Source organism: Pseudomonas sp. HTZ2, from assembly GCF_033173945.1.
In the GTDB taxonomy this organism is placed as follows: Bacteria; Pseudomonadota; Gammaproteobacteria; order Pseudomonadales; family Pseudomonadaceae; genus Aquipseudomonas; species Aquipseudomonas guariconensis.
In genome coordinates, this window is the sequence record NZ_CP137332.1 from 3,898,578 (window position 1) to 3,921,814 (window position 23,237).

Sequence of the window (23,237 nt, forward strand, 5' to 3'; positions counted from 1 at the left end):
ACCCTCGAATGGGTCGGCCGCCGCCAGCGGCGGCTGAAAAGGGAGCAGAAGGCAAAATCGTTGCTTTCGTGTTCTTGTTGTTTTCGGTCCGATCAGGCGCAGGCCCTTATCGATGCCGTGCAGTCGGACGCTGGCATTTGCCGATGGCAAATAACATTTCAGCCGCGCCGAGACGTTCGAACGCGTCGACAGTCATTGTTCTTCTCCTGTTTCAACAGCGGGTTGTCATCGTTGATACAGGTCAGTATTAATCTAATAAGACGAGGTCAACAAACGACCTTTTCGAAGCACATGATTCCGTTGCGGAATGAAATCCTTCCAAATTCACGGGGTACTCACCGCTCATGTCAAAACGACTGATGCCTTCTTCCACCGCCCTGCAGTGCTTCGAAGCGGCCGCTCGTCATCTGAGCTTCACGCGGGCGGCGCAGGAACTGCACCTGACCCAGAGCGCCGTGAGCAAGCAAGTGGCGCAACTGGAGGACATGCTGGCGCACCCGCTGTTCCAGCGCATCCGCAGGCGCCTGCAGCTGACACCGGCCGGCGCGCTGTACCTGACCGAAGTGAACAAGATCCTCACCCAAATCGACATCTCCAGCCGCTACATCCTGAGCTACGGCGATGAAACCGAGGTGCTGCGCATCGCCACCCAGCCGACGTTCGGAGCCCGCTGGCTGGTGCCCAGGCTCAAGGGTTTCGGCGATCGTCACCCACGTATCCACCTGGACATCCGCAACGAGCTGGAACCTTTCGACCTGGTCCAGTCCAAGGCGGACATCGCCTTTTTCTTCGGCCAGGGCACCTGGCCTGGCGCGACGTGCATCGAACTGTTCAGCGAGGCAGTGGTGCCGGTGTGTGCGCCATCGCTACGGGCCCAACACCGCTTCGACAGCGCCGAAGCATTGACCCAGCATCGCCTGTTGCAATGCGCTTCGCGGCCCGAGGCTTGGCATGAGTGGTTCCTGGGCCTTGGGTTGCATAGCGAAAACAGCTATCACGGCCCACGTTTCGACACGTTCTACCTATGCATCCGCGCCGCCATCGCAGGTTGCGGCATCGCCCTGATCCCGCGATACCTGGTCGCCGAAGAGCTGGCCGAAGGCAAGCTGGTGGTGGCCTGGGACCACCCGGTACCCAGCAATGGCAAGCACTTCATCGCCCATGCCGAGCATGCGGCGGAGGTACCGAAGGTGCGGGCGTTCGTGCAATGGATCCTGGAGCGGGTGGCACAGGGGGACTGAAGTTTGTCGTGGCCGCTGGTGACAGACCGCGCTGGCGCGCAGGAGGCTAGCCCTGGAAAAGCAAGAATTTTTGGAATGACCGCAATCGAATAATTCGTTTGCGAAACGACACTTCGCCGCGCTTGGATAATAAGAAAATCAAACCAAGGTTTGCGTGCACATGAATCAGGAAAGTATCAGTCAGTCCATTGCAATTGTTCATCCGATTACACTTTCCCATGGCCGCAATGCCGAAGTCTGGGACACCGACGGCACACGTTACATCGACTTTGTCGGCGGTATCGGCGTTCTGAACCTGGGCCATTGCAACCCTGCCGTGGTCCAGGCCATCCAGACCCAGGCCACACGCCTGACCCACTATGCGTTCAATGCCGCCCCCCATGGTCCTTACCTGGCGCTGATGGAGCGTTTGCAGCACTTCGTGCCGGTGAGCTACCCCCTGGCGGGGATGCTCACCAACAGCGGCGCCGAGGCTGCGGAGAACGCGCTGAAAGTGGCCCGTGGCGCCACCGGCAAGCGCGCCATCGTCGCCTTCGACGGTGGTTTCCATGGTCGCACCCTGGCCACCCTCAACCTCAACGGCAAGGTCGCGCCGTACAAGCAACGCGTGGGTGAATTGCCCGGGCCGGTGTACCACCTGCCCTATCCAAGCGCCGACACCGGCGTCACCTGTGAGCAGGCGCTCAAAGCCATGGACAGGCTGTTCAGCGTGGAACTGGCGGTGGAAGACGTAGCAGCGTTCATCTTCGAGCCCGTGCAAGGCGAAGGCGGCTTTCTGGCGCTGGACCCGACCTTTGCCCAGGCACTGCGCCGCTTCTGCGATGAGCACGGCATCCTGATCATCATCGACGAGATCCAGTCTGGCTTCGGCCGCACCGGTCAGCGCTTCGCCTTCCCTCGCCTGGGCATCGAGCCTGACCTGTTGCTGTTGGCCAAGAGCATCGCCGGTGGCATGCCACTGGGCGCGGTGGTCGGCCGCAAGACAGTCATGGACTCGCTGCCCAAGGGCGGCCTGGGTGGCACCTATTCGGGCAACCCGATCGCGTGCGCGGCAGCTTTGGCCAGCCTGGAGCAGATGACCGACGAGAATCTCGCGACCTGGGGAGAGCGCCAGGAGCAGGCCATCGTGGGCCGCTACCAGCGCTGGAAGGCCACCGGGCTGACGTCGGCGCTAGGTCGCCTGACCGGCACCGGAGCGATGCGCGGGCTGGAGCTGGTCAACGCCGACGGCAGCCCCGCGCCAGCCCAACTGGCCAAGGTACTCGAGTCGGCCCGCGCCAAAGGCCTGCTGTTGATGCCAAGCGGCAAGGCGCGGCACATCATTCGCCTGCTGGCACCGCTGACGATCGAGCCGCAGGTCCTCGAAGAAGGCCTGGATATCCTCGAACAGTGCCTCGCCGCGCTGGGCTGACGCGTTAGCGGCCCAACTCTTCCGGGGTGAGCATGTCGGACTCGAAGGCGATCCAGCCGCCTTCGAGTTCGGCGTGGCCATTGACGATCGGGCCGTAGTAGGTCAGGCCGTTCTCCAGCGTCACGCAGATGTGCGTGGCAGACTTTTCCGGTGCGGCCAGGGTGCCGACGAAGTGCACCTTCTTCAGCGTTTCGGTGACCGCTTCCAGGCCCACGCGCATGTTGGGGTTTTCCATGGCTTCGGCATCACCCCCACGGTCTTCGGCGCTGACGGTCACGGTGGCGATGTAGGGGTACTTACTCAATCGGGTTGCCTCATAAGAAAGGGACGGCGCATCGGGCGCCAAGGGTGCGTAGGTTACGGCAGGCGATGCGCGCGCGCGAGTACCGCGCGCGCATTTGCCCGGGCAAACCGCTCGTTCAAAGGCATCCGCCCGTCCCGAGACCGCAGCCCCGAAATCTGTTAGGGTGCCCGCCGATGCACGCCCCACCACACGAGGATCCCGAGTGAGCGCCGAAGAACCCCTGATCGCCGACCTGTTCGAAGTCGACAAACGCCTGAGTCTCAAGCCCGTCGTGGACTTCAACGCCTACCTGCGCAATGCCTTCGGCGAAGGCGCCTGCCGCTGCCACCGCTGCCTGGAACGGGGCGGCGACGAAAGTGACTACAGCCACCAGCACACCTTCGCACTCGAAGGCCGTACCATGCACCGGCGCTTCGCCAACACCGCGGGGAGCGATGTCCTGCTGGTGCTGAAGAAGGCCTGGCTGTCCTACACCAAGAACGATCTACCACTGACCGGCGCGCTGGACCTGGCCACCGTCAAGACGTTCACCGAAACCGCCCTGCACGAGCGTCTGCTGGCCCTGCTGCCAGCCAGCGGCCTGGCCCGCGAAACCGACGGCCAGTGGCACTTGCAAGCCCTGGCCGACTGACCCGGGCGCTTGGCCGCCGGGCTTAGCGCCCCTGGCGGCCATGCACGATGGCACGGCCTTTTTCCAGGTAAGCGTCCATCTCCTCACGCGGCACCATGCTGCCGCCCGTCGCCCAGACTAGGTGGGTGGCATTGGCCATGCGCCGCTCATCCAGGCCCAGACGCTGACGATAGCCTTGGTTTTCCTGCAACACCTGGCCCATGCCCGGCACGCCCGCCAGCGCCGAAGGCTCCAATGCCAGCCCTTCTAGCTTCTCCACCAGCGCCAGCAAGCGGAACAATTCGGCATCGCTGACGGTGTAGTAACCGTCGATCAGGCGCTGCATGGCACGCCCGACAAACCCTGAAGGCCTGCCGACCGCGAGCCCGTCGGCGGCGGTATGGTTGTCCAGACCAAAGTCATAGACCGACACCTGCTCATGCAAACCGGTGTACACCCCCAACAGCATGCACGGCGAGTGGCTGGGCTCGGCGAACAGGCAGTGCACCGCATCGCCGAACGCCTGCTTCAAGCCAAAGGCCACGCCCCCTGGACCACCGCCCACGCCACAGGGCAAATAGACGAACAGCGGATGCTCGGCATCGACGACGATGCCCGCCGCCTGCAACTGCCCGCGCAAGCGTTCGGCCGCCACGGCATAGCCCAGGAACAGGTCGGTGGAATTTTCGTCATCGACGAAGTGACATTGGGGATCGGCATCGGCTTCGCGCCGCCCCTGCTCGACCGCGACGCCGTAATCGGCGTCGTATTCGCGCACCTCGACACCACAGGCCCGCAAGCGATCCTTCTTCCATTGACGGGCATCGGCGGACATGTGGACCGTCGTGCGCAACCCCAGGCGCGCCCCCATGACGCCGATGGACAACCCCAGGTTGCCGGTCGAGCCGACGGCGATGCTGTACTGGCTGAAGAAGACGCGTGCCGCCTCGCTGTCGAGCGTTGCGTAATCATCTCCAGGCTTGAGCAGGCCGCCGGCCAAGGCCAGACCCTCGGCGTGCTTGAGCACTTCATAGATACCGCCACGGGCCTTGATCGAGCCTGAGATTGGCAGCAGGTTGTCTGCCTTGAGCCACAGCGTGCCGAGCGGCGCGATGTCGAGCTCATCGCACAAGGCAGCCTGCAGGCCGGGCAAAGGCAACAGTGGCGATTCGATCAACCCACCGGCGGCTTGGGTCTGCGGGAAGGCCGAGGCGATGAACGGTGCAAAACGCGTCAACCGTGCGCTGGCCTCGGCGATATCGCCTGCCCCCAGCGGTACATCGCCCAACGCCTGGGCACTCGGTGCGACGCCAGGATTGAACCAAGTGACTGGGGCGTGGCGCACCAGGTCGGCGATCAACGGGTGCTGCTGGCACCAGGTCTGCAGCGGAACTTCGAGGGCCATGGGCGACTCCAGGCAGATCATTAGGCAGGGCCTGGATTAGGCGGCACATCAGCCCCCCTTGGCAACCGTCGGATACTTGGCCTGGGCCCCATCAGCAGCGCCATCGTCTGCTACCTTGGGAGAACCCGCTCACCCACAGGTGAATGACCATGGCCCGCACGACTCCCATCGAGCTGTACCGCAACATTGGCATCGTCGCCCACGTCGACGCCGGCAAGACCACCACCACCGAACGCATCCTGTTCTACACCGGGGTCAACCATAAAATGGGCGAAGTTCATGACGGCGCCGCCACCATGGACTGGATGGCCCAGGAGCAGGAGCGCGGCATCACCATCACCTCGGCGGCGACCACGGCGTTCTGGCAAGGCTCGACCAAGCAGTTTGCCGACAAGTACCGGTTCAACATCATCGACACCCCCGGCCACGTCGATTTCACCATCGAGGTGGAGCGCTCGCTGCGCGTGCTCGACGGCGCGGTGGTGGTGTTCAGCGGCGCCGACGGCGTCGAGCCGCAGTCCGAGACAGTCTGGCGCCAGGCCAACAAGTACCATGTGCCGCGCCTGGCCTACATCAACAAGATGGACCGCCAGGGCGCGGATTTCCTGCGGGTGGTCAAGCAGATCGACCAGCGCCTGGGCCACCACCCGGTACCGATCCAGCTGGCCATCGGCAGCGAGGAGCACTTCGCCGGGCAGATCGACCTGGTGAAGATGAAAGCCATCTACTGGAACGACGCCGACCAGGGCACCAGCTATCGCGAAGAGGAGATTCCCGCTGAGCTGCGCGCGCTGGCCGATGAATGGCGCGCGCACATGGTCGAAGCCGCCGCCGAAGCCAATGACGAGCTGACGATGAAGTTTCTCGAGGGTGAAGCGCTGAGCGTTGACGAGATCAAGGCCGGGCTGCGCCAACGCACCTTGGCCAACGAGATCGTGCCGACCATCCTCGGCTCGTCCTTCAAGAACAAAGGCGTGCCTCTGATGCTCGATGCCGTGATCGACTACCTGCCCGCCCCCAGCGAGATTCCCTCGATCAAGGGCGTCGACCCAGATGACGAGGAAAAGCACCTGGAGCGCCACGCCGACGACAACGAACCGTTCTCGGCCTTGGCCTTCAAGATCGCCACCGATCCGTTCGTGGGCACCTTGACGTTCGCGCGCGTCTACTCTGGCGTGCTCAGTTCCGGCGACGCAGTGCTCAACTCGGTCAAGGGCAAGAAGGAACGGGTCGGACGCATGGTGCAGATGCACGCCAACCAGCGCGCCGAGATCAAGAATGTCTGCGCCGGCGACATCGCCGCACTGATCGGCATGAAGGATGTCACCACCGGCGACACCCTGTGCGACATGAACAAGCCGATCATCCTCGAGCGCATGGATTTCCCCGACCCGGTGATTTCCGTGGCCGTTGAGCCCAAGACCAAAGCCGACCAGGAAAAAATGGGCATTGCCTTGGGCAAGCTGGCCCAGGAGGACCCCTCGTTCCGGGTCAAGACCGACGAGGAGACCGGCCAGACGATCATCTCAGGCATGGGTGAGCTGCACCTAGACATCATCGTCGATCGCATGCGCCGCGAGTTCAACGTCGAGGCCAATATCGGCAAGCCGCAGGTGGCCTATCGCGAGAAGATCCGCAACACCTGCGAAATCGAGGGGCGCTTCATCCGCCAGTCCGGTGGACGCGGCCAGTATGGCCATTGCTGGATCCGTTTTGCACCGGGCGACGATGGCAAGGAAGGCCTTGAATTCATCAACGAGATCGTCGGCGGCGTGGTGCCACGCGAGTACATTCCCGCCATCCAGAAAGGCATCGAGGAGCAGATGCAAAATGGCGTGCTGGCCGGTTACCCGCTGATCAGCCTCAAGGCCGCGGTGTACGACGGCTCGTACCACGACGTGGACTCCAACGAGATGGCCTACAAGATTGCCGCGTCCATGGCCACCAAGCAACTGGCCCAGAAAGGCGGTGCCGTGCTGCTGGAGCCGGTGATGAAGGTCGAGGTGGTCACGCCCGAGGAATACCTGGGCGACATCATGGGCGATCTGAGCCGTCGGCGCGGCATGATCCAGGGCTCGGAGGACAGCCCCGCCGGCAAGGTGATCCGTGCCGAAGTACCATTGGGCGAGATGTTTGGCTATTCCACCGACATGCGTTCGATGACCCAGGGCCGGGCCAGCTACTCGATGGAGTTCACCAAGTATGCAGAGGCGCCGGCAAGCATCGCCGACAGCATCGTCAAGAAGAGCAAAGGGGAGTAATCCGCTGTAGCGGCAAGTGGCCAGACACCTTCGCGGGCTCACCCGCGAAGGGGCCGATGCGGGCAAAAGCCCTGCTCAATGCTGCTCCCCTGCCCGCTTGAGCAGCTTCTTGCAGCGCTCCGACAGGTGCACCACGCGCAGGTGCTTGCCAGCCTTGGCATAGCGTTCGCGCAGGGTCTTTAACGCCGCGATCGCCGAGTAGTCGACAAAGCTCAGGTGCTTACAGTCCAGGGTAACGCTGGCTGGATCCTGCGCCGGGTCGAACTGATCGAGAAACGGCGTGGTCGAGGCGAAGAACAGCGTGCCGTGCACTTGATAGACCTTGCCGCCCGCCTCGTCCAGATGGCTGTCGGCATAGAGTTCGCGGGCGTGCTGCCAGGCAAAGTTGATCGCGGCGATGACGATGCCGAACAGCACGGCAGTCGCAAGGTCAGTCAATACCGTCACCACCGTCACTGCGATGATTGCCAGCACGTCGCTGACCGGCACCTTGCGCAACACTCGAAGCGATGCCCAGGCGAAGGTCTGCTGGGCGACCACGAACATCACGCCAACCAACGCCGCCAGCGGGATACGCTCGATCAGCGGCGAGAGGAACAACACGAACAGCAGGATCATCCCGCCCGCCACCACGCCCGACAGCCGGCCGCGGCCATTGGAGCTGAGGTTGATCACGGTCTGGCCGATCATCGCGCAGCCACCCATGCCGCCACATAGCCCCGAGACCATGTTGGCCGCCCCGAGCGCCACGCATTCGCGATCGGGGTAGCCACGGCTTTCGGTGATCTCATCGGTGAGGTTCAAGGTCAACAGGGTTTCCAGCAGGCCGACCATTGCCATCAACACGGCGTAGGGCGCGATGATCTTCAACGTCTCAAGGTTCCACGGCACCTCTGGCAGGGCCAGTCGTGGCAGACCGCCGGCGATGTGCGCCATGTCGCCCAACGTGCGGGTCGGCAAACCAAGCAGATAGACCAGCAGACCGACACCAAGAATCGCGACCAGCGCCGGAGGCACGGCGCGGGTCAGGCGCGGCAGCACGTAGACCACCAGCATGGTCAGCGCCACCAGGCCGACCATCAGGTACAGCGGTGAGCCGCTGAGCCAGTGCTCGCCGTCCTTGAAGTGCTCCAACTGGGCCAGGGCAATGACGATCGCCAGGCCATTGACGAACCCGAGCATCACCGGATACGGCACCAGGCGCACCAGTTTGCCCAGGCGCAGTACGCCAAACAGGATCATCACACCCCCACCGAGTAGCACCGTAGCCAATAGATACTGGGCACCGTGCTGCACCACCAGGGCGACGATCACCACCGCCATGGAGCCTGCGGCACCGGAAATCATCCCGGGGCGCCCACCGAGCAGCGCGGTCAGGGTACAGATGATGAAAGCACCGTACAGGCCCATGAGAGGGTTGAGGTGGGCCACCAGGGCGAAGGCAATACATTCAGGCACCAGGGCGAAAGACGTGGTCAGGCCAGCGAGCACGTCGGCGCGAAGTCGGGCGGGTTTCATGGGGTTCCTGTGTCGTGTCCGGATGCAGAAGCGACCGGGATGAAAAATCGAGGGGCGCGATGTTACGAGATTTGTCCGATAGCGACCACCGATCGGCAGCTCAGCGCACGCGCTCGCGACTCTGTACCGCCAGGTCCAGTGCCCGCAGCATGTCCAGACGCGCCGAACGCCCCAAATCCGGATGCTGCAACTGGCCATTGCGTTCGGAAGGCAGGATTGGCGCGGTCAGGTCTTCGGCGTCCATGGCTTCGAAATCCTGCTGCGGGCCCAAGGTCAGCGCACTGCGGCGCAGCAGCATGCGCACCTGGTCGGGGGTCAGCTGTGGGTTGATCGACAGCATGGCAGCCACTGTGGCAGTGACCAGCGGGGTCGCATAGGAGGTACCGCAATGGACCCGGCCTTGCGGCGCAGGACGGATGCAGGCAGCAGCACTGATATCCACACGCATGTCGACATTGGAGCTGCGCCGCTTGGTCACGTGGGTCGGGCTTTCGAGCGCAACGGCTTGGTCGCTGCGTTGGTGGCCGCCGACCACCAGCAACTGATCGGTGATGAATGACGACGGCAGGCGATATTCATCCCTTCCAGACCAGGAAGCACCGTTGCCTGCCGAATTGACCACTACCACATCCGGATGTGCCTTGCGCAACCACAGGAAGAATTCCTCTAGCAGTTCTTCATAACCGCTCATGGCGAGCCCTGAGCGTACCAGCGAGTCCACCTCATCGCCCCGTACGTCCCTGGCCCCGACGCGGTGGATACCCCAGCTCCAGTTCAGCACCCTCACGCCATCCTCGACCAGATTCACCGAGGCGGCGATGTTGGCAGTGATTCCAGCATCGGCATTGCGCTCGACGATCACTTCGAAGCCCGGGGCGGCCTTGCCCAGCCCCGTGAGAAAGCCGCCTGGCGCGCCCTCGCCGCCTCGTCCGGCGAGAATCCCGGTGACCTGCGTGCCATGGCTTTGCGCCTGGTCGCCATCACGGGCGTACACACAGGTTTCGCCCGCACCGCAAGCGCCGCGGTAGGCCATGAATGCCGGAGCATCGAAGTCCACCGCCCGCTCGATCACGCCGATCCGCAATGGCTTTACGGGCACCTTTGAGGCCGGGATACGGCGCTGGTAGTAATACAAGGCATCCATGAAGCGATTGGCAGCCCATTCCTGGGCCTGATCGATGGGCGGCTTGGCGACTTGCACAGCGCCTTCCTCGCCGCGTTCGGGCGCGGACTCCTCGACGATCACTGCATCCACACTGGTTTCGCTGCCGATACGCAGGATCATCGCGTCCCGCTGCACCAGGTCATGGACTGGCAAGCGCAACTGATAGACGTTGAGCGGAGCAATCGCGCCGACGACCTGGGCGCCATATTTGTCGGCGATGCGCTGCGCTTGACGCAGACCGTCGTGATGTTCCTCGATCAATACACTGACCAAGTTCAGGTAGGTGGTCAGGCCATCCATGTTCTTCGCCACTTCGTCGGGCCCTGCGGCCAGCACATGGCTGCGCTGGCGCGTGAGCCAAACCGGATTGCTCCTCTGGCCGCGGGCTTCGAGCCACAACGGGGCGCTGCGCTGGCGGGGTGGATCGAGGGTCAATGTGAGCGTGTCGCCCTGACGCACCACATGCGTTTCGGACAACGGCTGGTCACCGAGCCACACCGCAGGCTTGCCTTGCTCCAGCCCCTGGACCCGCAGACACCATCGCTGCGGGCCGTCGCCCAGCAAATCGCCACAACGTTGCAGTTGCTGGATGCGCAAGGGTTGCTGTGCGGCCACGGCCGCGCTCAAGGGCAGACAAATCAACAAGACGAGCAAACGCAGCATCAGGGCAGTCCTTTGGGCTTCTTGTGCTGCGACTGCCAGGCCCTGTCAAAGGTTCAGGCAGCCTGCTGCGGGGCCTTCGCAAGCCCGCAAGCAACATGAGCTGCCCAGCCTGTGATCCAGACCCAGCAGAGGCGCGACAAATTTGCCATCATGATCATTCCACCTGCGGAGATCATGGACATGCCGCTACGCCCCTTCATCACGTCTTTTCTGTTGGCCATCAGCCTCACCGCCCAGGCGGCCACCGAGGTGCTGCCACTGCAACATCGCACCAGCGCCGAACTGCTGCCTACCGCTCAGTCATTCCTGGGCAAGGACGGCACGGTCAGCACCTTCGAGAACAAGCTGATCGTCAATGCCAGCCCCGAGCGCATCGATGACCTGCGCGCACTGTTGCAACAGCTCGACACTGCGCCCAAGCGCCTGTTGATCAGCGTCGACAACGACGACAGCAACTTCCAGGACAACCGTGGCAACGCCCGCATCATCCATTACGGCACGAGCAACCGTGAGGGCGGGATGCAGCAGATCCAGGCCAGCGAAGGCCAGCCGGCGTTGATCCAGATCGGTCAGAGCATTCCCATCACCAGTACCAGCACCGACGGCTACGGACGCATTCAAAGCGACACTGAATACCGCAATGTCACCCAGGGTTTCTATGTCACGCCGAGCCTGAGCGGCGATACGGTTCGTCTGCAAATAAGCACCAATAATGACCGAATGAGCCTTGAACGTCAGGATGTAGTAAAAGTTCAAAGCACCGACACGACCGTCACCGGCAAGCTCGGCGAGTGGATCACCCTGGCCGGGTTCAATCAGCAGAGCCAAGCCGAACGTAGCGCCTCAAGCTACACCTACAGCACCCAACGGGGTGAAAACATGACATTACGCGTCAAAGTCGACCTTCTTGACTGATCCCAGGCAATTCAAGGCCTCGACCAAAGGCCTTGAAACTGACCGAAGAGTCTCATTAGACCAAAGATGTAGTAAGCGAAAAAAACCACTACAAAACATTTGACAGGTACTTTTTTCCAAGGGCATGATGGCCTCGCTCCCGCTAATCAGAGGCCCTGGCAAGGGCCTTCGAGACGCGCTCCTCCTTACCCCTGGGGGCGTCTCGTGTCTATACGGCCCACAAGGCGGTTCGACGGGATAGTGACTGCAACGAAGAAGTTGTCCCGAGGGACGGAAGCGCATCACCGCAGTACCTGGCAGTCCTGTCGCACCGCAGCAAGGCATCCACGAGCCGACCTGCCGCCACACCTCGCCCGGCCCTGCACCTCTTCCCCTTCGAGCCTCCCTCGTACGCACTCACCTTCCGCCGGACAGGACAGCCGCCAGGCTTCTGAACCGCAGAGCACAAGCACTTACTTCAAAGACTGATGCGACGAGGTTTTATTTCCATGGCACTGACACGCGAACAGCAAATTGCAGCCCTTGAGAAAGACTGGGCCGAGAACCCGCGCTGGAAAGGCGTGACCCGTACCTATACCGCCGCCGATGTCGTCCGCCTGCGTGGTTCCCTGCAGCCGGAGCACACCTTCGCTCGCCAGGGTGCAGAGAAACTGTGGAAGCTGGTCACCGAAGGTGCCCACCCGTCCTTCCGCCCTGAAAAAGATTTCGTCAACTGCATGGGCGCCCTGACCGGCGGCCAGGCAGTCCAGCAGGTCAAGGCCGGCATCCAGGCCATCTACCTGTCTGGCTGGCAGGTGGCCGCCGACAACAACTCGGCCGAGTCCATGTACCCTGACCAGTCGCTGTACCCGGTCGATTCGGTTCCGACCGTGGTCAAGCGCATCAACAACGCCTTCCGCCGCGCCGACCAGATCCAGTGGAAAGCAGGCAAGAACCCAGGTGACGAAGGCTACATCGACTACTTCGCACCGATCGTGGCAGACGCCGAAGCCGGTTTCGGCGGCGTGCTGAACGCCTACGAACTGATGAAGAACATGATCGAGGCAGGCGCAGCCGGGGTTCACTTCGAAGACCAGCTGGCCTCGGTGAAAAAATGCGGCCACATGGGTGGCAAGGTACTGGTCCCAACCCAGGAAGCCGTGCAAAAACTCGTTGCTGCCCGCCTGGCTGCGGACGTCGCTGGCGTACCGACCATCATCCTGGCCCGTACCGACGCCAACGCCGCTGACCTGCTGACCAGCGATTGCGACCCGTACGACCAGCCGTTCGTGATCGGCGAGCGCACGCGTGAGGGCTTCTATAAAGTCCGCGCCGGCCTCGACCAAGCCATCGCCCGCGGCCTGGCCTATGCCCCGTATGCCGACCTGATCTGGTGTGAAACCGCCAAGCCGGACCTGGAAGAAGCTCGCCGCTTCGCCGAGGCGATCAAGAAGGAGTACCCGGACCAGATCCTGTCGTACAACTGCTCGCCATCCTTCAACTGGAAGAAGAACCTGGACGACGCCACCATCGCCAAGTTCCAGCGCGAACTGTCGGCCATGGGCTACAAGCACCAGTTCATCACCCTGGCAGGCATCCACAACATGTGGCACGGCATGTTCAACTTGGCGCACGACTACGCCCGCAACGACATGACCGCCTACGTCAAGCTGCAGGAGCAGGAGTTCGCTGACGCCAGCAAAGGCTATACCTTCGTGGCGCACCAGCAGGAAGTCGGCACCGGCTACTTCGACGACATGACCACCGTGATTCAAGGTGGCGCTTCGTCGGTAACCGCCCTGACCGGCTCGACCGAGGAAGAGCAGTTCCACTGAGTGTGACGCCCTTCGAACGAGGCCCGACCCTGCAAAGGTGTCGGGCCTTTTTCTTTATCGAGTGGCAACAACGTTGTTCCTACACGTATTTCTGATTACCACGTAGGAACCCGCTTAGCCCTCAGCGTTCGCAGCACAGCCGGCAACATGGGTCTATGCTTGTGGCTACCCAGCAGCAAGGACCGCCCATGCCCCGTCCAAGCCATCTGATCGCCATCGCCCTCACGGCCGCCGCCTTCTATATATATGCATTGGCCAGCGACAATACCCTGCTCGCATTGCTGGCCAAGCCATTGCCAGTGCTGGCATTGATTGCCTGGCTATGCAGCGCTCCTGCGACGCCCTACACGCGCTGGATCAGTATCGGACTCGGTTTTTCGGTACTGGGCGATATCATTTTGGCCGTTCCACGCGATTGGTTCGTTTTCGGCCTTGCAGCCTTCTTCTGCGCACACCTGGCCTACCTGCATGCCTATTGCCGCATCACTCGGCGCCCCGCCCTGGCCACACTGGCGGTATGTGTACTGCTCACCTGCGCGCTGTTCGCACTGCTGGCCAGCCACGGCCTGGGGTCCTTGCTGATACCCGTGGCGCTTTATGCCTTGGCGATTGGTGCAATGCTCTGGCGCGCCCTCGCCTGCGGTGGGCTGGCTGCAATCGGAGCCGGCCTGTTCGTGTTCTCCGACAGCCTGATCGGCATCGACCGCTTCGTCATGCCATTCGCCGGCGCCCAATTCTTGATCATTCTCACCTACTGGCTGGGCCAATGGGCAATCGCCGCGTCGGCTTATCGTGGCTCAATCGATAAACTGTTGATTCAGAGCGGTGCAAGACGCGAGCCCAGCTGCTAGAACGAGAGGCTTTCTTATTTGCAAGATACACGCTGGAAAAATGAACTTTGCAAGCGTCAGGCCAGGTTTAAAACAACACATCAGGCCAAATGATATTAATTATCATTACTGGCGCAAAAGGTCGTTACATGATGCAAGAAACATAATTAACAAAAGCGCGTGCAATGCCCGAAACTCAAGGGTTTCAGCCATTTAGGAGATTTTTTTGTTCTTAATCCTACGAATAAATTTGCCACAGAAATTTTACTTGCACCGGGTTTACCCATAAAATCAGCCCGATTGATTCAGCTGCGACATTTGGTCACTGCAACCGCGACACGCGTCGCCGCTCTACTTATTTCAGACTGCAGAGCTGGGTCTCTGTATAAGGATTTCTAGCATGTCCGATTCGGTAGGACTCATCGCCCACAACTGGGGCTTTGCCATCTTCCTCCTGGGTGTCGTCGGCCTGTGTGCCTTCATGCTCGGCCTCTCCAGCCTGCTCGGTAGCAAGGCTTGGGGTCGCGCCAAGAACGAACCCTTCGAATCCGGCATGCTGCCCGTCGGCAGCGCCCGTCTGCGCCTGTCCGCCAAATTCTATCTGGTCGCGATGCTGTTCGTGATCTTCGATATCGAAGCCCTCTTCCTGTATGCATGGTCTGTGTCCGTCCGCGAAAGCGGCTGGACCGGATTCGTCGAAGCACTCGTTTTCATTGCAATTCTGTTGGCTGGTCTTGTCTACCTATGGCGCGTCGGGGCGCTCGATTGGGCTCCCGAAGGTCGCCGCAAGCGGCAAGCGAAGCTGAAACAATGAGGCTTTGGCATGCAATACAATCTCACCAGAATCGATCCGGATGCGCCCAACGAGCAGTACCCGGTCGGTGAACGGGAAACCGTCACCGATCAACTGCTAGAGGACCAGGTCCACAAGAACATCTTCATGGGCAAGCTCGAAGATGTGCTGCGTGGCGCGGTCAACTGGGGTCGCAAGAACTCCCTCTGGCCGTACAACTTCGGCCTGTCCTGCTGCTACGTGGAAATGACCACGGCCTTCACGGCCCCCCATGACATCGCCCGCTTCGGCGCCGAAGTCATCCGGGCCTCGCCCCGTCAGGCCGACTTCATGGTCGTCGCCGGCACCTGCTTCATCAAGATGGCGCCGATCATTCAGCGCCTCTACGAGCAGATGCTCGAACCCAAGTGGGTGATCTCCATGGGCTCGTGCGCCAACTCCGGCGGCATGTACGACATTTACTCGGTCGTTCAGGGGGTCGACAAGTTCCTCCCCGTGGATGTCTACGTGCCTGGCTGCCCGCCTCGCCCCGAAGCCTTCCTGCAGGGCCTGATGCTGCTGCAGGAGTCGATCGGCCAGGAGCGACGCCCGCTTTCCTGGGTTGTCGGTGATCAAGGCATTTACCGTGCCGAGATGCCCGCCCAGAAAGACCTGCGTCGTGAACAGCGCATCCAGGTCACCAACCTGCGCAGCCCCGACGAAGTCTGATCCAGCGACATGCCGCCCGCTCCGGAAGGAGCCGGCGGCCTGGCTTCATTCTCTACGTTGACTCAAAGCGACCGAGACCATGACAGCGGACACCGCTATTTATATTCCGCCTTACAAGGCTGACGACCAAGATGTGGTCGTCGAACTGCACAACCGTTTTGGCGCAGACGCATTCGTCGCCCAGGAAACCCGCACCGGCATGCCGGTCCTGTGGGTAAACCGCGCCCAGCTCAAAGACGTCCTCTCCTTCCTGCGCAACGTTGCCAAGCCGTACAGCATGCTGTTCGACCTGCACGGCGTGGACGAGCGCCTGCGCACCCAGCGCCGCGGCCTGCCGGCTGCCGATTTCAGCGTGTTCTACCACCTGCTATCGGTCGAACGTAACAGCGACGTGATGATCAAGGTGGCCTTGAGCGAAGGCGACCTGAACCTGCCGTCGGTCACCGGCATCTGGCCAAACGCCAACTGGTACGAGCGCGAAGTCTGGGACATGTTCGGCATCGACTTCGCCGGCCATCCGCACCTGTCGCGCATCCTCATGCCACCGACCTGGGAAGGCCACCCGCTGCGCAAGGACTTCCCGGCGCGCGCCACCGAATTCGATCCGTACAGCCTGAACCTGGCCAAGCAGCAGCTTGAAGAGGAATCGGCGCGCTTCAACCCCGAAGCCTGGGGCATGAAGCGTCACGGCGCCAACGAGGACTACATGTTCCTCAACCTGGGTCCCAACCACCCTTCGGCTCACGGTGCCTTCCGTATCGTCCTGCAACTGGACGGCGAAGAGATCGTCGACTGCGTTCCGGACATCGGCTACCACCACCGTGGTGCAGAGAAGATGGCCGAGCGCCAGTCCTGGCACAGTTTCATCCCCTACACCGACCGCATCGACTACCTCGGTGGGGTGATGAACAACCTGCCGTACGTCCTGGCTGTCGAGAAGCTGGCCGGCATCAAGGTGCCGCAGAAGGTCGACACCATTCGCGTCATGTTGGCCGAGTTCTTCAGGATCACCAGCCACCTGCTGTTCCTGGGTACCTACATCCAAGACGTGGGCGCCATGACCCCGGTGTTCTTCACCTTTACCGACCGCCAGCGGGCCTACACCGTGATCGAGGCGATCACTGGTTTCCGTCTGCACCCGGCCTGGTACCGCATCGGTGGCGTCGCCCACGACCTGCCACGCGGCTGGGACAAGCTGGTCAAGGACTTCGTCGAATGGCTGCCCAAGCGCCTGGACGAGTACGAAAAGGCTGCGCTCAAGAACAGCATCCTCAAGGGTCGTACCATCGGCGTCGCCGCGTACAACACCCAGGAAGCGCTGTCGTGGGGTACCACCGGTGCCGGCCTGCGTGCCACCGGCTGCGACTTCGACCTGCGTAAAGCCCGCCCCTACTCCGGCTACGAGAACTTCGAGTTCGAAGTACCGCTGGCCCACAACGGCGATGCCTACGATCGCTGCATGGTCCGCGTCGAGGAGATGCGCCAGAGTATCCGCATCATCGACCAGTGCCTGCGCAACATGCCGGAAGGCCCGTACAAGGCGGATCACCCGCTGACCACGCCGCCGCCCAAAGAGCGCACCCTGCAGCACATCGAGACCCTGATCACCCACTTCCTGCAAGTCTCGTGGGGCCCGGTCATGCCGGCCAACGAGTCGTTCCAGATGATCGAGGCGACCAAGGGCATCAACAGTTACTACCTGACGAGCGATGGCGGCACCATGAGCTACCGCACCCGGATCCGTACCCCGAGCTACCCGCACCTGCAGCAGATCCCATCGGTGATCAAAGGCAGCATGGTCGCGGACCTCATCGCGTACCTGGGCAGTATCGACTTCGTTATGGCTGACGTGGACCGCTAAGCATGAACAACACGCTTATCCAAACCGACCGTTTCGTCCTGAGCGAAACCGAGCGCTCGGCCATCGAGCATGAGATGCACCACTACGAGGATCCGCGCGCGGCGTCCATCGAAGCCCTGAAGATCGTTCAGAAAGAACGTGGCTGGGTGCCGGACGGCGCCATCTACGCCATCGGCGAAGTCCTGGGCATCCCAGCCAGCGACGTCGAAGGCGTGGCCACCTTCTACAGCCAGATCTTCCGCCAGCCGGTCGGTCGCCACATCATTCGCGTCTGCGACAGCATGGTCTGCTACATCGGTGGCCACGAGTCGGTGGTCAGCCAGATCCAGAGCGAGCTGGGCATCGGCCTGGGCCAGACCACTGCCGATGGCCGCTTCACCCTGCTGCCGGTCTGCTGCCTGGGCAACTGCGACAAGGCCCCGGCACTGATGATCGACGATGACACCTTTGGCGACGTGCAACCTGCCGGCGTCGCCAAACTGCTGGAGGGTTACGTATGACCATCACTTCCTTCGGCCCGGCCAACCGCATCGCGCGCTCGGCTGAAACCCATCCGCTGACCTGGCGCCTGCGTGACGACGGCGAGCCGATCTGGCTCGAAGAGTACCAGGCCAAGAACGGCTACGCCGCCGCCCGCAAGGCGCTGGCGCAAATGTCTGCGGATGATATCGTCCAAAGCGTCAAGGACTCCGGCCTCAAGGGCCGTGGTGGCGCAGGCTTCCCCACTGGCGTGAAGTGGGGCCTGATGCCCAAGGACGAGTCCATGAACATCCGCTACCTGCTGTGCAACGCGGACGAAATGGAGCCCAACACCTGGAAAGACCGCATGCTGATGGAGCAACAGCCCCATCTGCTGGTCGAGGGCATGCTGATCAGTGCCCGCGCCTTGAAGGCCTACCGCGGCTACATCTTCCTGCGTGGCGAATACACCACCGCGGCCAAGAACCTCAACCGCGCCATCGAGGAAGCCAAGGCCGCAGGCCTTCTGGGCAAGAACATCCTCGGCAGCGGTTTCGACTTCGAACTGTTCGTGCACACCGGTGCCGGCCGCTACATCTGCGGTGAAGAAACCGCACTGATCAACTCCCTGGAAGGCCGCCGCGCCAACCCACGCTCCAAGCCGCCCTTCCCTGCCGCCGTCGGTGTGTGGGGCAAGCCGACCTGCGTGAACAACGTCGAGACCCTGTGCAACGTTCCGGCCATCGTCGCCAACGGCAACGACTGGTACAAGTCGCTGGCCCGCGAAGGCAGCGAAGACCACGGCACCAAGCTGATGGGCTTCTCCGGCAAGGTGAAGAACCCTGGCCTGTGGGAACTGCCGTTTGGCGTCACCGCCCGCGAGCTGTTCGAGGACTACGCCGGTGGCATGCGCGATGGCTACAAGCTCAAGTGCTGGCAGCCAGGCGGCGCCGGTACCGGTTTCCTGCTGCCCGAGCACCTCGACGCACAGATGTATGCCGGTGGCATCGCCAAGGTCGGCACCCGTATGGGTACGGGCCTGGCCATGGCGGTCGACGACAGCATCAATATGGTCTCGCTGCTGCGCAACATGGAAGAGTTCTTCGCCCGGGAATCGTGCGGCTGGTGCACCCCGTGCCGTGACGGTCTGCCATGGAGCGTGAAGATGTTGCGCGCCCTGGAGAAAGGCCAAGGCCGTGCCGAGGACATCGAGACGCTGCTGGGACTGGTCAACTTCCTCGGCCCAGGCCGGACCTTCTGTGCTCACGCACCGGGTGCCGTCGAGCCTCTGGGCAGTGCCATCAAGTATTTCCGGTCCGAGTTCGAGGCCGGTGTCGCCCCAGCCAGCGCTGGCGACGCCCTGCGCCCGAACCTGGCCAAGCCGATACCGACCGGGCCGGTCGTGGTCGGCGCATAACAAGATGAATCGCGGATGGTCCGTGCCATCCGCCAGCCTGCAGGCCGGCCCGAACGATTCGTGGCTGGCCGCAGGCTCACCGATTTCCATTAGCCACGCCTGCTCACGCGGGCCAACGAAGAACTTTGAACCATGGCCACTATCCACGTAGACGGCAAAGCGCTCGAAGTCAATGGTGCGGACAACCTGTTACAGGCCTGTCTGTCGCTCGGCCTCGACATCCCCTATTTCTGCTGGCACCCGGCGCTCGGTAGCGTCGGCGCCTGCCGGCAGTGCGCGGTCAAGCAGTACACCGACGAGAACGACACCCGCGGTCGTATCGTCATGTCCTGCATGACCCCTGCCTCCGACGGCACCTGGATCTCCATCGACGATGAAGAATCCAAGGCGTTCCGCGCCAGCGTCGTCGAATGGCTGATGACCAACCACCCGCACGACTGCCCAGTGTGCGAGGAAGGCGGTCACTGCCACCTGCAGGACATGACGGTAATGACCGGCCACAACGAGCGCCGCTACCGTTTCACCAAGCGTACCCACCAGAACCAGGACCTCGGCCCGTTCATCGCCCATGAGATGAACCGCTGCATCGCCTGCTACCGCTGCGTTCGCTACTACAAGGACTACGCAGGCGGTACCGACCTGGGTGTCTACGGCGCCCACGACAACGTGTACTTCGGTCGCGTCGAAGACGGCGTGCTGGAGAGCGAGTTCTCCGGCAACCTGACCGAGGTCTGCCCGACCGGCGTGTTCACCGACAAGACCCACTCCGAGCGCTACAACCGCAAGTGGGACATGCAGTTCGCCCCTAGCATCTGCCACGGCTGCTCCAGCGGCTGCAACATCAGCCCCGGTGAGCGCTATGGTGAACTGCGCCGTATCGAGAACCGCTTCAACGGCTCGGTCAACCAGTACTTCCTGTGCGACCGTGGCCGCTTCGGCTATGGCTACGTCAACCGCAGCGACCGTCCACGCCAACCGCACCTGGCCGACGGCACCAAGCTGGGCCTGGACGCTGCCCTGGACAAAGCCGCCGACCTGCTGCGCGGTCGCACCATCGTCGGTATCGGCTCGCCACGCGCCAGCCTGGAAAGCAACTATGGCCTGCGTGAGCTGGTCGGCGCCGACTATTTCTATTCGGGTATGGAAGCCGGCGAGTTGGCCCGCGTGCGCCTTGCTCTCGAGGTGCTCAACAATAGCCCGCTGCCCGTGCCGACCCTGCGCGACATCGAAGACCACGACGCTGTGTTCGTCCTCGGTGAAGACCTGACCCAGACCGCCGCCCGCGTCGCACTGGCCGTGCGCCAGGCCACCAAGGGCAAGGCCGAAGCCATGGCCGACGCCATGCGCGTACAACCGTGGCTGGACGCTGCGGTCAAGAACATCGGCCAGCACGCGCTGTATCCGCTGTTCATCGCCTCGCTGGCTGAAACCAAGCTCGACGACGTCGCCGAGGAGTGCGTGCACGCAGCGCCGGCGGACCTGGCTCGCCTGGGCTTCGCCGTGGCCCACGCCATCGATCCGAGCGCACCTGCCGTTGACGGCCTGGACGCCGAAGCCAAGGCTCTGGCCCAGCGCATCGCCGATGCCCTGGTCGCAGCCCAGCGTCCGCTGGTAGTCGCCGGCACTTCCCTGGCCGACCCCGCACTGATCGAAGCCGCCGCCAACATCGCCAAGGCCTTGAAGCTGCGTGAGAAGAACGGCTCGCTGAGCCTGGTGGTGCCAGAAGCCAACAGCCTCGGCATGGCCATGATGGGCGGTGAGTCCGTCGACGCCGCGCTGGATGCCGTCATCAGCGGCAAGGCCGACGCTATCGTAGTGCTGGAGAACGACCTGTACGCCCGCGTGCCGGCCGCCAAGGTTGACGCTGCCCTGGCCGCGGCCAAGGTGGTGATCGTCGCCGACCACTCCAAGACCCCGACCACCGACCGCGCCCATCTGGTGCTGCCGGCGGCCACCTTCGCCGAAGGCGACGGTACCCTGGTCAGCCAGGAAGGCCGTGCACAGCGCTTCTTCCAGGTGTTCGACCCGCAATACCTCGACAGCAGCATCCTGGTTCACGAAGGCTGGCGCTGGATGCACGCCCTGCGTGCGACCCTGCTGAACAAGCCGGTCGACTGGACCCAACTGGATCACGTCACCAGCGCCTGCGCCGAAGCCGCCCCGCAACTGGCCGGCATCGTCAACGCAGCGCCTTCGGCCGCGTTCCGCATCAAGGGCTTGAAACTGGCCCGTGAACCGCTGCGCTATTCCGGTCGTACTGCCATGCGCGCCAACATCAGCGTGCACGAACCGCGTACCCCGCAAGACAAGGACACCGCCTTCGCCTTCTCCATGGAAGGCTACTCGGGCTCGGCCGAACCGCGCCAGCAGGTGCCATTCGCCTGGTCGCCGGGCTGGAACTCCCCACAGGCCTGGAACAAGTTCCAGGACGAGGTCGGCGGCCACCTGCGCGCTGGCGATCCAGGCGTGCGCCTGATCGAGCCGCAAGGCGATCGCCTGCACTGGTTCACCACCATCCCGGCGGCCTTCAACCCGGCCCGCGGCACCTGGACTGCCGTGCCGTTCTACCACCTGTTCGGCAGCGAAGAGTCTTCTTCCCGCGCCGCCCCGGTGCAAGAACGCATCCCGGCCGCCTACGTGGCACTGGCCAAGTCCGAGGCCGACCGCCTGGGCGTCAACGAGGGTGCCCTGCTGAGCCTGAACGTGGCAGGCGTCTCCCTGCGCCTGCCGCTGCGTGTCAATGAAGAGCTGGGCGCTGGCCTGGTCGCGCTGCCGAAAGGCCTGGCCGGCATTCCGCCTGCCATCTTCGGAGCATCCGTCGAAGGTCTGCAGGAGGCAGCACAATGAGCTGGTTCACCCCCGAAGTGATCGATGTGATCCTCACCGTCGTCCGGGCCATCGTGGTCCTGCTGGCGGTGGTGGTCTGCGGCGCGCTGCTCAGCTTCGTCGAGCGTCGCCTGCTGGGTTGGTGGCAGGACCGCTACGGTCCGAACCGTGTCGGCCCGTTCGGCATGTTCCAGATCGCTGCCGACATGCTGAAGATGTTCTTCAAGGAAGACTGGAACCCGCCTTTCGTCGATCGCATGATCTTCACCCTGGCGCCAGTCGTGGCCATGAGCGCCCTGCTGATCGCCTTCGTGGTCATCCCGATCACCCCGGTCTGGGGCGTGGCTGACCTGAACATCGGTCTGCTGTTCTTCTTCGCCATGGCCGGTCTGTCGGTGTATGCGGTGCTGTTCGCCGGCTGGTCGTCGAACAACAAGTACGCCCTGCTCGGCAGCCTGCGTGCTTCGGCCCAGACCGTGTCGTACGAAGTGTTCCTGGGCCTGGCACTGATGGGCGTGGTGGTTCAGGTCGGTTCGTTCAACATGCGCGACATCGTCGACTACCAGGCACAGAACCTGTGGTTCATCATTCCGCAGTTCTTCGGCTTCTGCACCTTCTTCATCGCTGGCGTCGCCGTGACTCACCGTCACCCGTTCGACCAGCCAGAAGCGGAACAGGAACTGGCTGACGGCTACCACATTGAATATGCCGGCATGAAGTGGGGCATGTTCTTCGTCGGTGAGTACATCGGCATCATCCTGATCTCGGCGCTGCTGGTGACCCTGTTCTTCGGCGGCTGGCACGGCCCATTCGGCCTGCTGCCACAGGTTCCGTTCCTGTGGTTCGCCCTGAAGACCGCGTTCTTCATCATGCTGTTCATCCTGCTGCGCGCGTCGATTCCGCGCCCACGCTATGACCAGGTGATGGACTTCAGCTGGAAGTTCTGCCTGCCGCTGACCTTGATCAATTTGCTGGTGACCGCTGCGATCGTGCTCTACAACACGCCAGCCGTCGCGGCCCAGTGAGGATTTGACCC

The 23,237-nt window shown here is 62.7% G+C and carries 18 protein-coding genes; 14 read left to right on the top strand and 4 right to left on the bottom strand.

Annotated elements, in window-relative coordinates:
- Nucleotides 1-344: 344 nt before the first annotated feature.
- Both gcvA and R6G97_RS18055 read left to right on the top strand, forming a co-directional pair.
- Nucleotides 345-1,241 (top strand): transcriptional regulator GcvA, encoded by an 897-nt coding sequence (gcvA, locus tag R6G97_RS18050; RefSeq protein ID WP_043209178.1) that lies wholly within the window; start codon nt 345-347, stop codon nt 1,239-1,241.
- Between the two features lie 160 nt (nt 1,242-1,401).
- On the top strand, nt 1,402-2,652 hold the full coding sequence (locus R6G97_RS18055; protein WP_043209177.1) for a 2-aminoadipate transaminase: 1,251 nt from the start codon (nt 1,402-1,404) through the stop codon (nt 2,650-2,652).
- A gap of 4 nt (nt 2,653-2,656) precedes the next feature.
- Here R6G97_RS18055 and R6G97_RS18060 read toward each other — a convergent pair whose 3' ends face one another.
- On the bottom strand, nt 2,657-2,956 hold the full coding sequence (locus R6G97_RS18060; protein ID WP_442800207.1) for a hypothetical protein: 300 nt from the start codon (nt 2,954-2,956) through the stop codon (nt 2,657-2,659).
- 202 nt (nt 2,957-3,158) lie between these two features.
- Here R6G97_RS18060 and R6G97_RS18065 point away from each other — a divergent pair, with 202 nt between their 5' ends.
- Nucleotides 3,159-3,587, top strand: coding sequence for a hypothetical protein (locus R6G97_RS18065; protein ID WP_090345563.1), 429 nt, complete (start codon nt 3,159-3,161; stop codon nt 3,585-3,587).
- Between the two features lie 22 nt (nt 3,588-3,609).
- On the opposite strand, the gene dsdA is transcribed toward R6G97_RS18065, so the two are convergent.
- The gene (gene dsdA, locus R6G97_RS18070) at nt 3,610-4,971 is read right to left on the bottom strand and encodes a D-serine ammonia-lyase (protein ID WP_317847313.1); all 1,362 of its coding nucleotides are present in this window, start codon (nt 4,969-4,971) and stop codon (nt 3,610-3,612) included.
- A gap of 149 nt (nt 4,972-5,120) precedes the next feature.
- Between dsdA and fusA the strand changes: the two genes are divergently transcribed.
- Complete coding sequence (gene fusA, locus R6G97_RS18075; RefSeq protein ID WP_043209170.1) at nt 5,121-7,232, top strand: elongation factor G; 2,112 nt, start codon at nt 5,121-5,123, stop codon at nt 7,230-7,232.
- A 75-nt stretch (nt 7,233-7,307) separates the two neighbouring features.
- On the opposite strand, the gene R6G97_RS18080 is transcribed toward fusA, so the two are convergent.
- A complete protein-coding gene (locus R6G97_RS18080) occupies nt 7,308-8,750 on the bottom strand; it encodes a SulP family inorganic anion transporter (protein ID WP_317847314.1) in 1,443 nt (480 codons plus the stop codon).
- A 100-nt stretch (nt 8,751-8,850) separates the two neighbouring features.
- Entirely contained in the window at nt 8,851-10,578 is a 1,728-nt protein-coding gene (locus R6G97_RS18085; protein ID WP_317847315.1) for a S8/S53 family peptidase, read from the bottom strand.
- A 150-nt stretch (nt 10,579-10,728) separates the two neighbouring features.
- On the opposite strand from R6G97_RS18085, the gene R6G97_RS18090 reads away from it, so the two are divergent.
- The 10 genes from R6G97_RS18090 to nuoH all read left to right on the top strand — a co-directional run bounded on the left by R6G97_RS18090 (nt 10,729) and on the right by nuoH (nt 23,226).
- Entirely contained in the window at nt 10,729-11,493 is a 765-nt protein-coding gene (locus tag R6G97_RS18090) for a secretin N-terminal domain-containing protein (RefSeq protein ID WP_197853612.1), read from the top strand.
- 488 nt (nt 11,494-11,981) lie between these two features.
- The gene (aceA, locus tag R6G97_RS18095; RefSeq protein WP_043209162.1) at nt 11,982-13,307 is read left to right on the top strand and encodes an isocitrate lyase; all 1,326 of its coding nucleotides are present in this window, start codon (nt 11,982-11,984) and stop codon (nt 13,305-13,307) included.
- 188 nt (nt 13,308-13,495) lie between these two features.
- Nucleotides 13,496-14,158 carry a lysoplasmalogenase gene (locus R6G97_RS18100; protein ID WP_317847316.1) on the top strand — a complete coding sequence of 221 codons (663 nt, stop codon included), beginning with the start codon at nt 13,496-13,498 and terminating at the stop codon, nt 14,156-14,158.
- Nucleotides 14,159-14,537: 379 nt separating this feature from the next.
- Nucleotides 14,538-14,951 carry an NADH-quinone oxidoreductase subunit A gene (locus R6G97_RS18105; RefSeq protein ID WP_043209159.1) on the top strand — a complete coding sequence of 138 codons (414 nt, stop codon included), beginning with the start codon at nt 14,538-14,540 and terminating at the stop codon, nt 14,949-14,951.
- A gap of 9 nt (nt 14,952-14,960) precedes the next feature.
- Entirely contained in the window at nt 14,961-15,638 is a 678-nt protein-coding gene (locus R6G97_RS18110) for a NuoB/complex I 20 kDa subunit family protein (protein WP_043209157.1), read from the top strand.
- 79 nt (nt 15,639-15,717) lie between these two features.
- Nucleotides 15,718-17,499 carry an NADH-quinone oxidoreductase subunit C/D gene (gene nuoC / locus R6G97_RS18115; protein WP_043209154.1) on the top strand — a complete coding sequence of 594 codons (1,782 nt, stop codon included), beginning with the start codon at nt 15,718-15,720 and terminating at the stop codon, nt 17,497-17,499.
- A gap of 2 nt (nt 17,500-17,501) precedes the next feature.
- Nucleotides 17,502-17,999 (top strand): NADH-quinone oxidoreductase subunit NuoE, encoded by a 498-nt coding sequence (nuoE, locus tag R6G97_RS18120; RefSeq protein WP_043209152.1) that lies wholly within the window; start codon nt 17,502-17,504, stop codon nt 17,997-17,999.
- Entirely contained in the window at nt 17,996-19,375 is a 1,380-nt protein-coding gene (gene nuoF, locus R6G97_RS18125; protein ID WP_043209150.1) for an NADH-quinone oxidoreductase subunit NuoF, read from the top strand. The genes nuoE and nuoF overlap by 4 nt, the downstream gene beginning before the upstream one ends.
- Nucleotides 19,376-19,507: 132 nt before the next feature.
- The gene (gene nuoG / locus R6G97_RS18130) at nt 19,508-22,222 is read left to right on the top strand and encodes an NADH-quinone oxidoreductase subunit NuoG (protein ID WP_043209148.1); all 2,715 of its coding nucleotides are present in this window, start codon (nt 19,508-19,510) and stop codon (nt 22,220-22,222) included.
- Nucleotides 22,219-23,226 (top strand): NADH-quinone oxidoreductase subunit NuoH, encoded by a 1,008-nt coding sequence (gene nuoH, locus R6G97_RS18135; protein WP_043209145.1) that lies wholly within the window; start codon nt 22,219-22,221, stop codon nt 23,224-23,226. The genes nuoG and nuoH overlap by 4 nt, the downstream gene beginning before the upstream one ends.
- Nucleotides 23,227-23,237 lie beyond the last annotated feature (11 nt).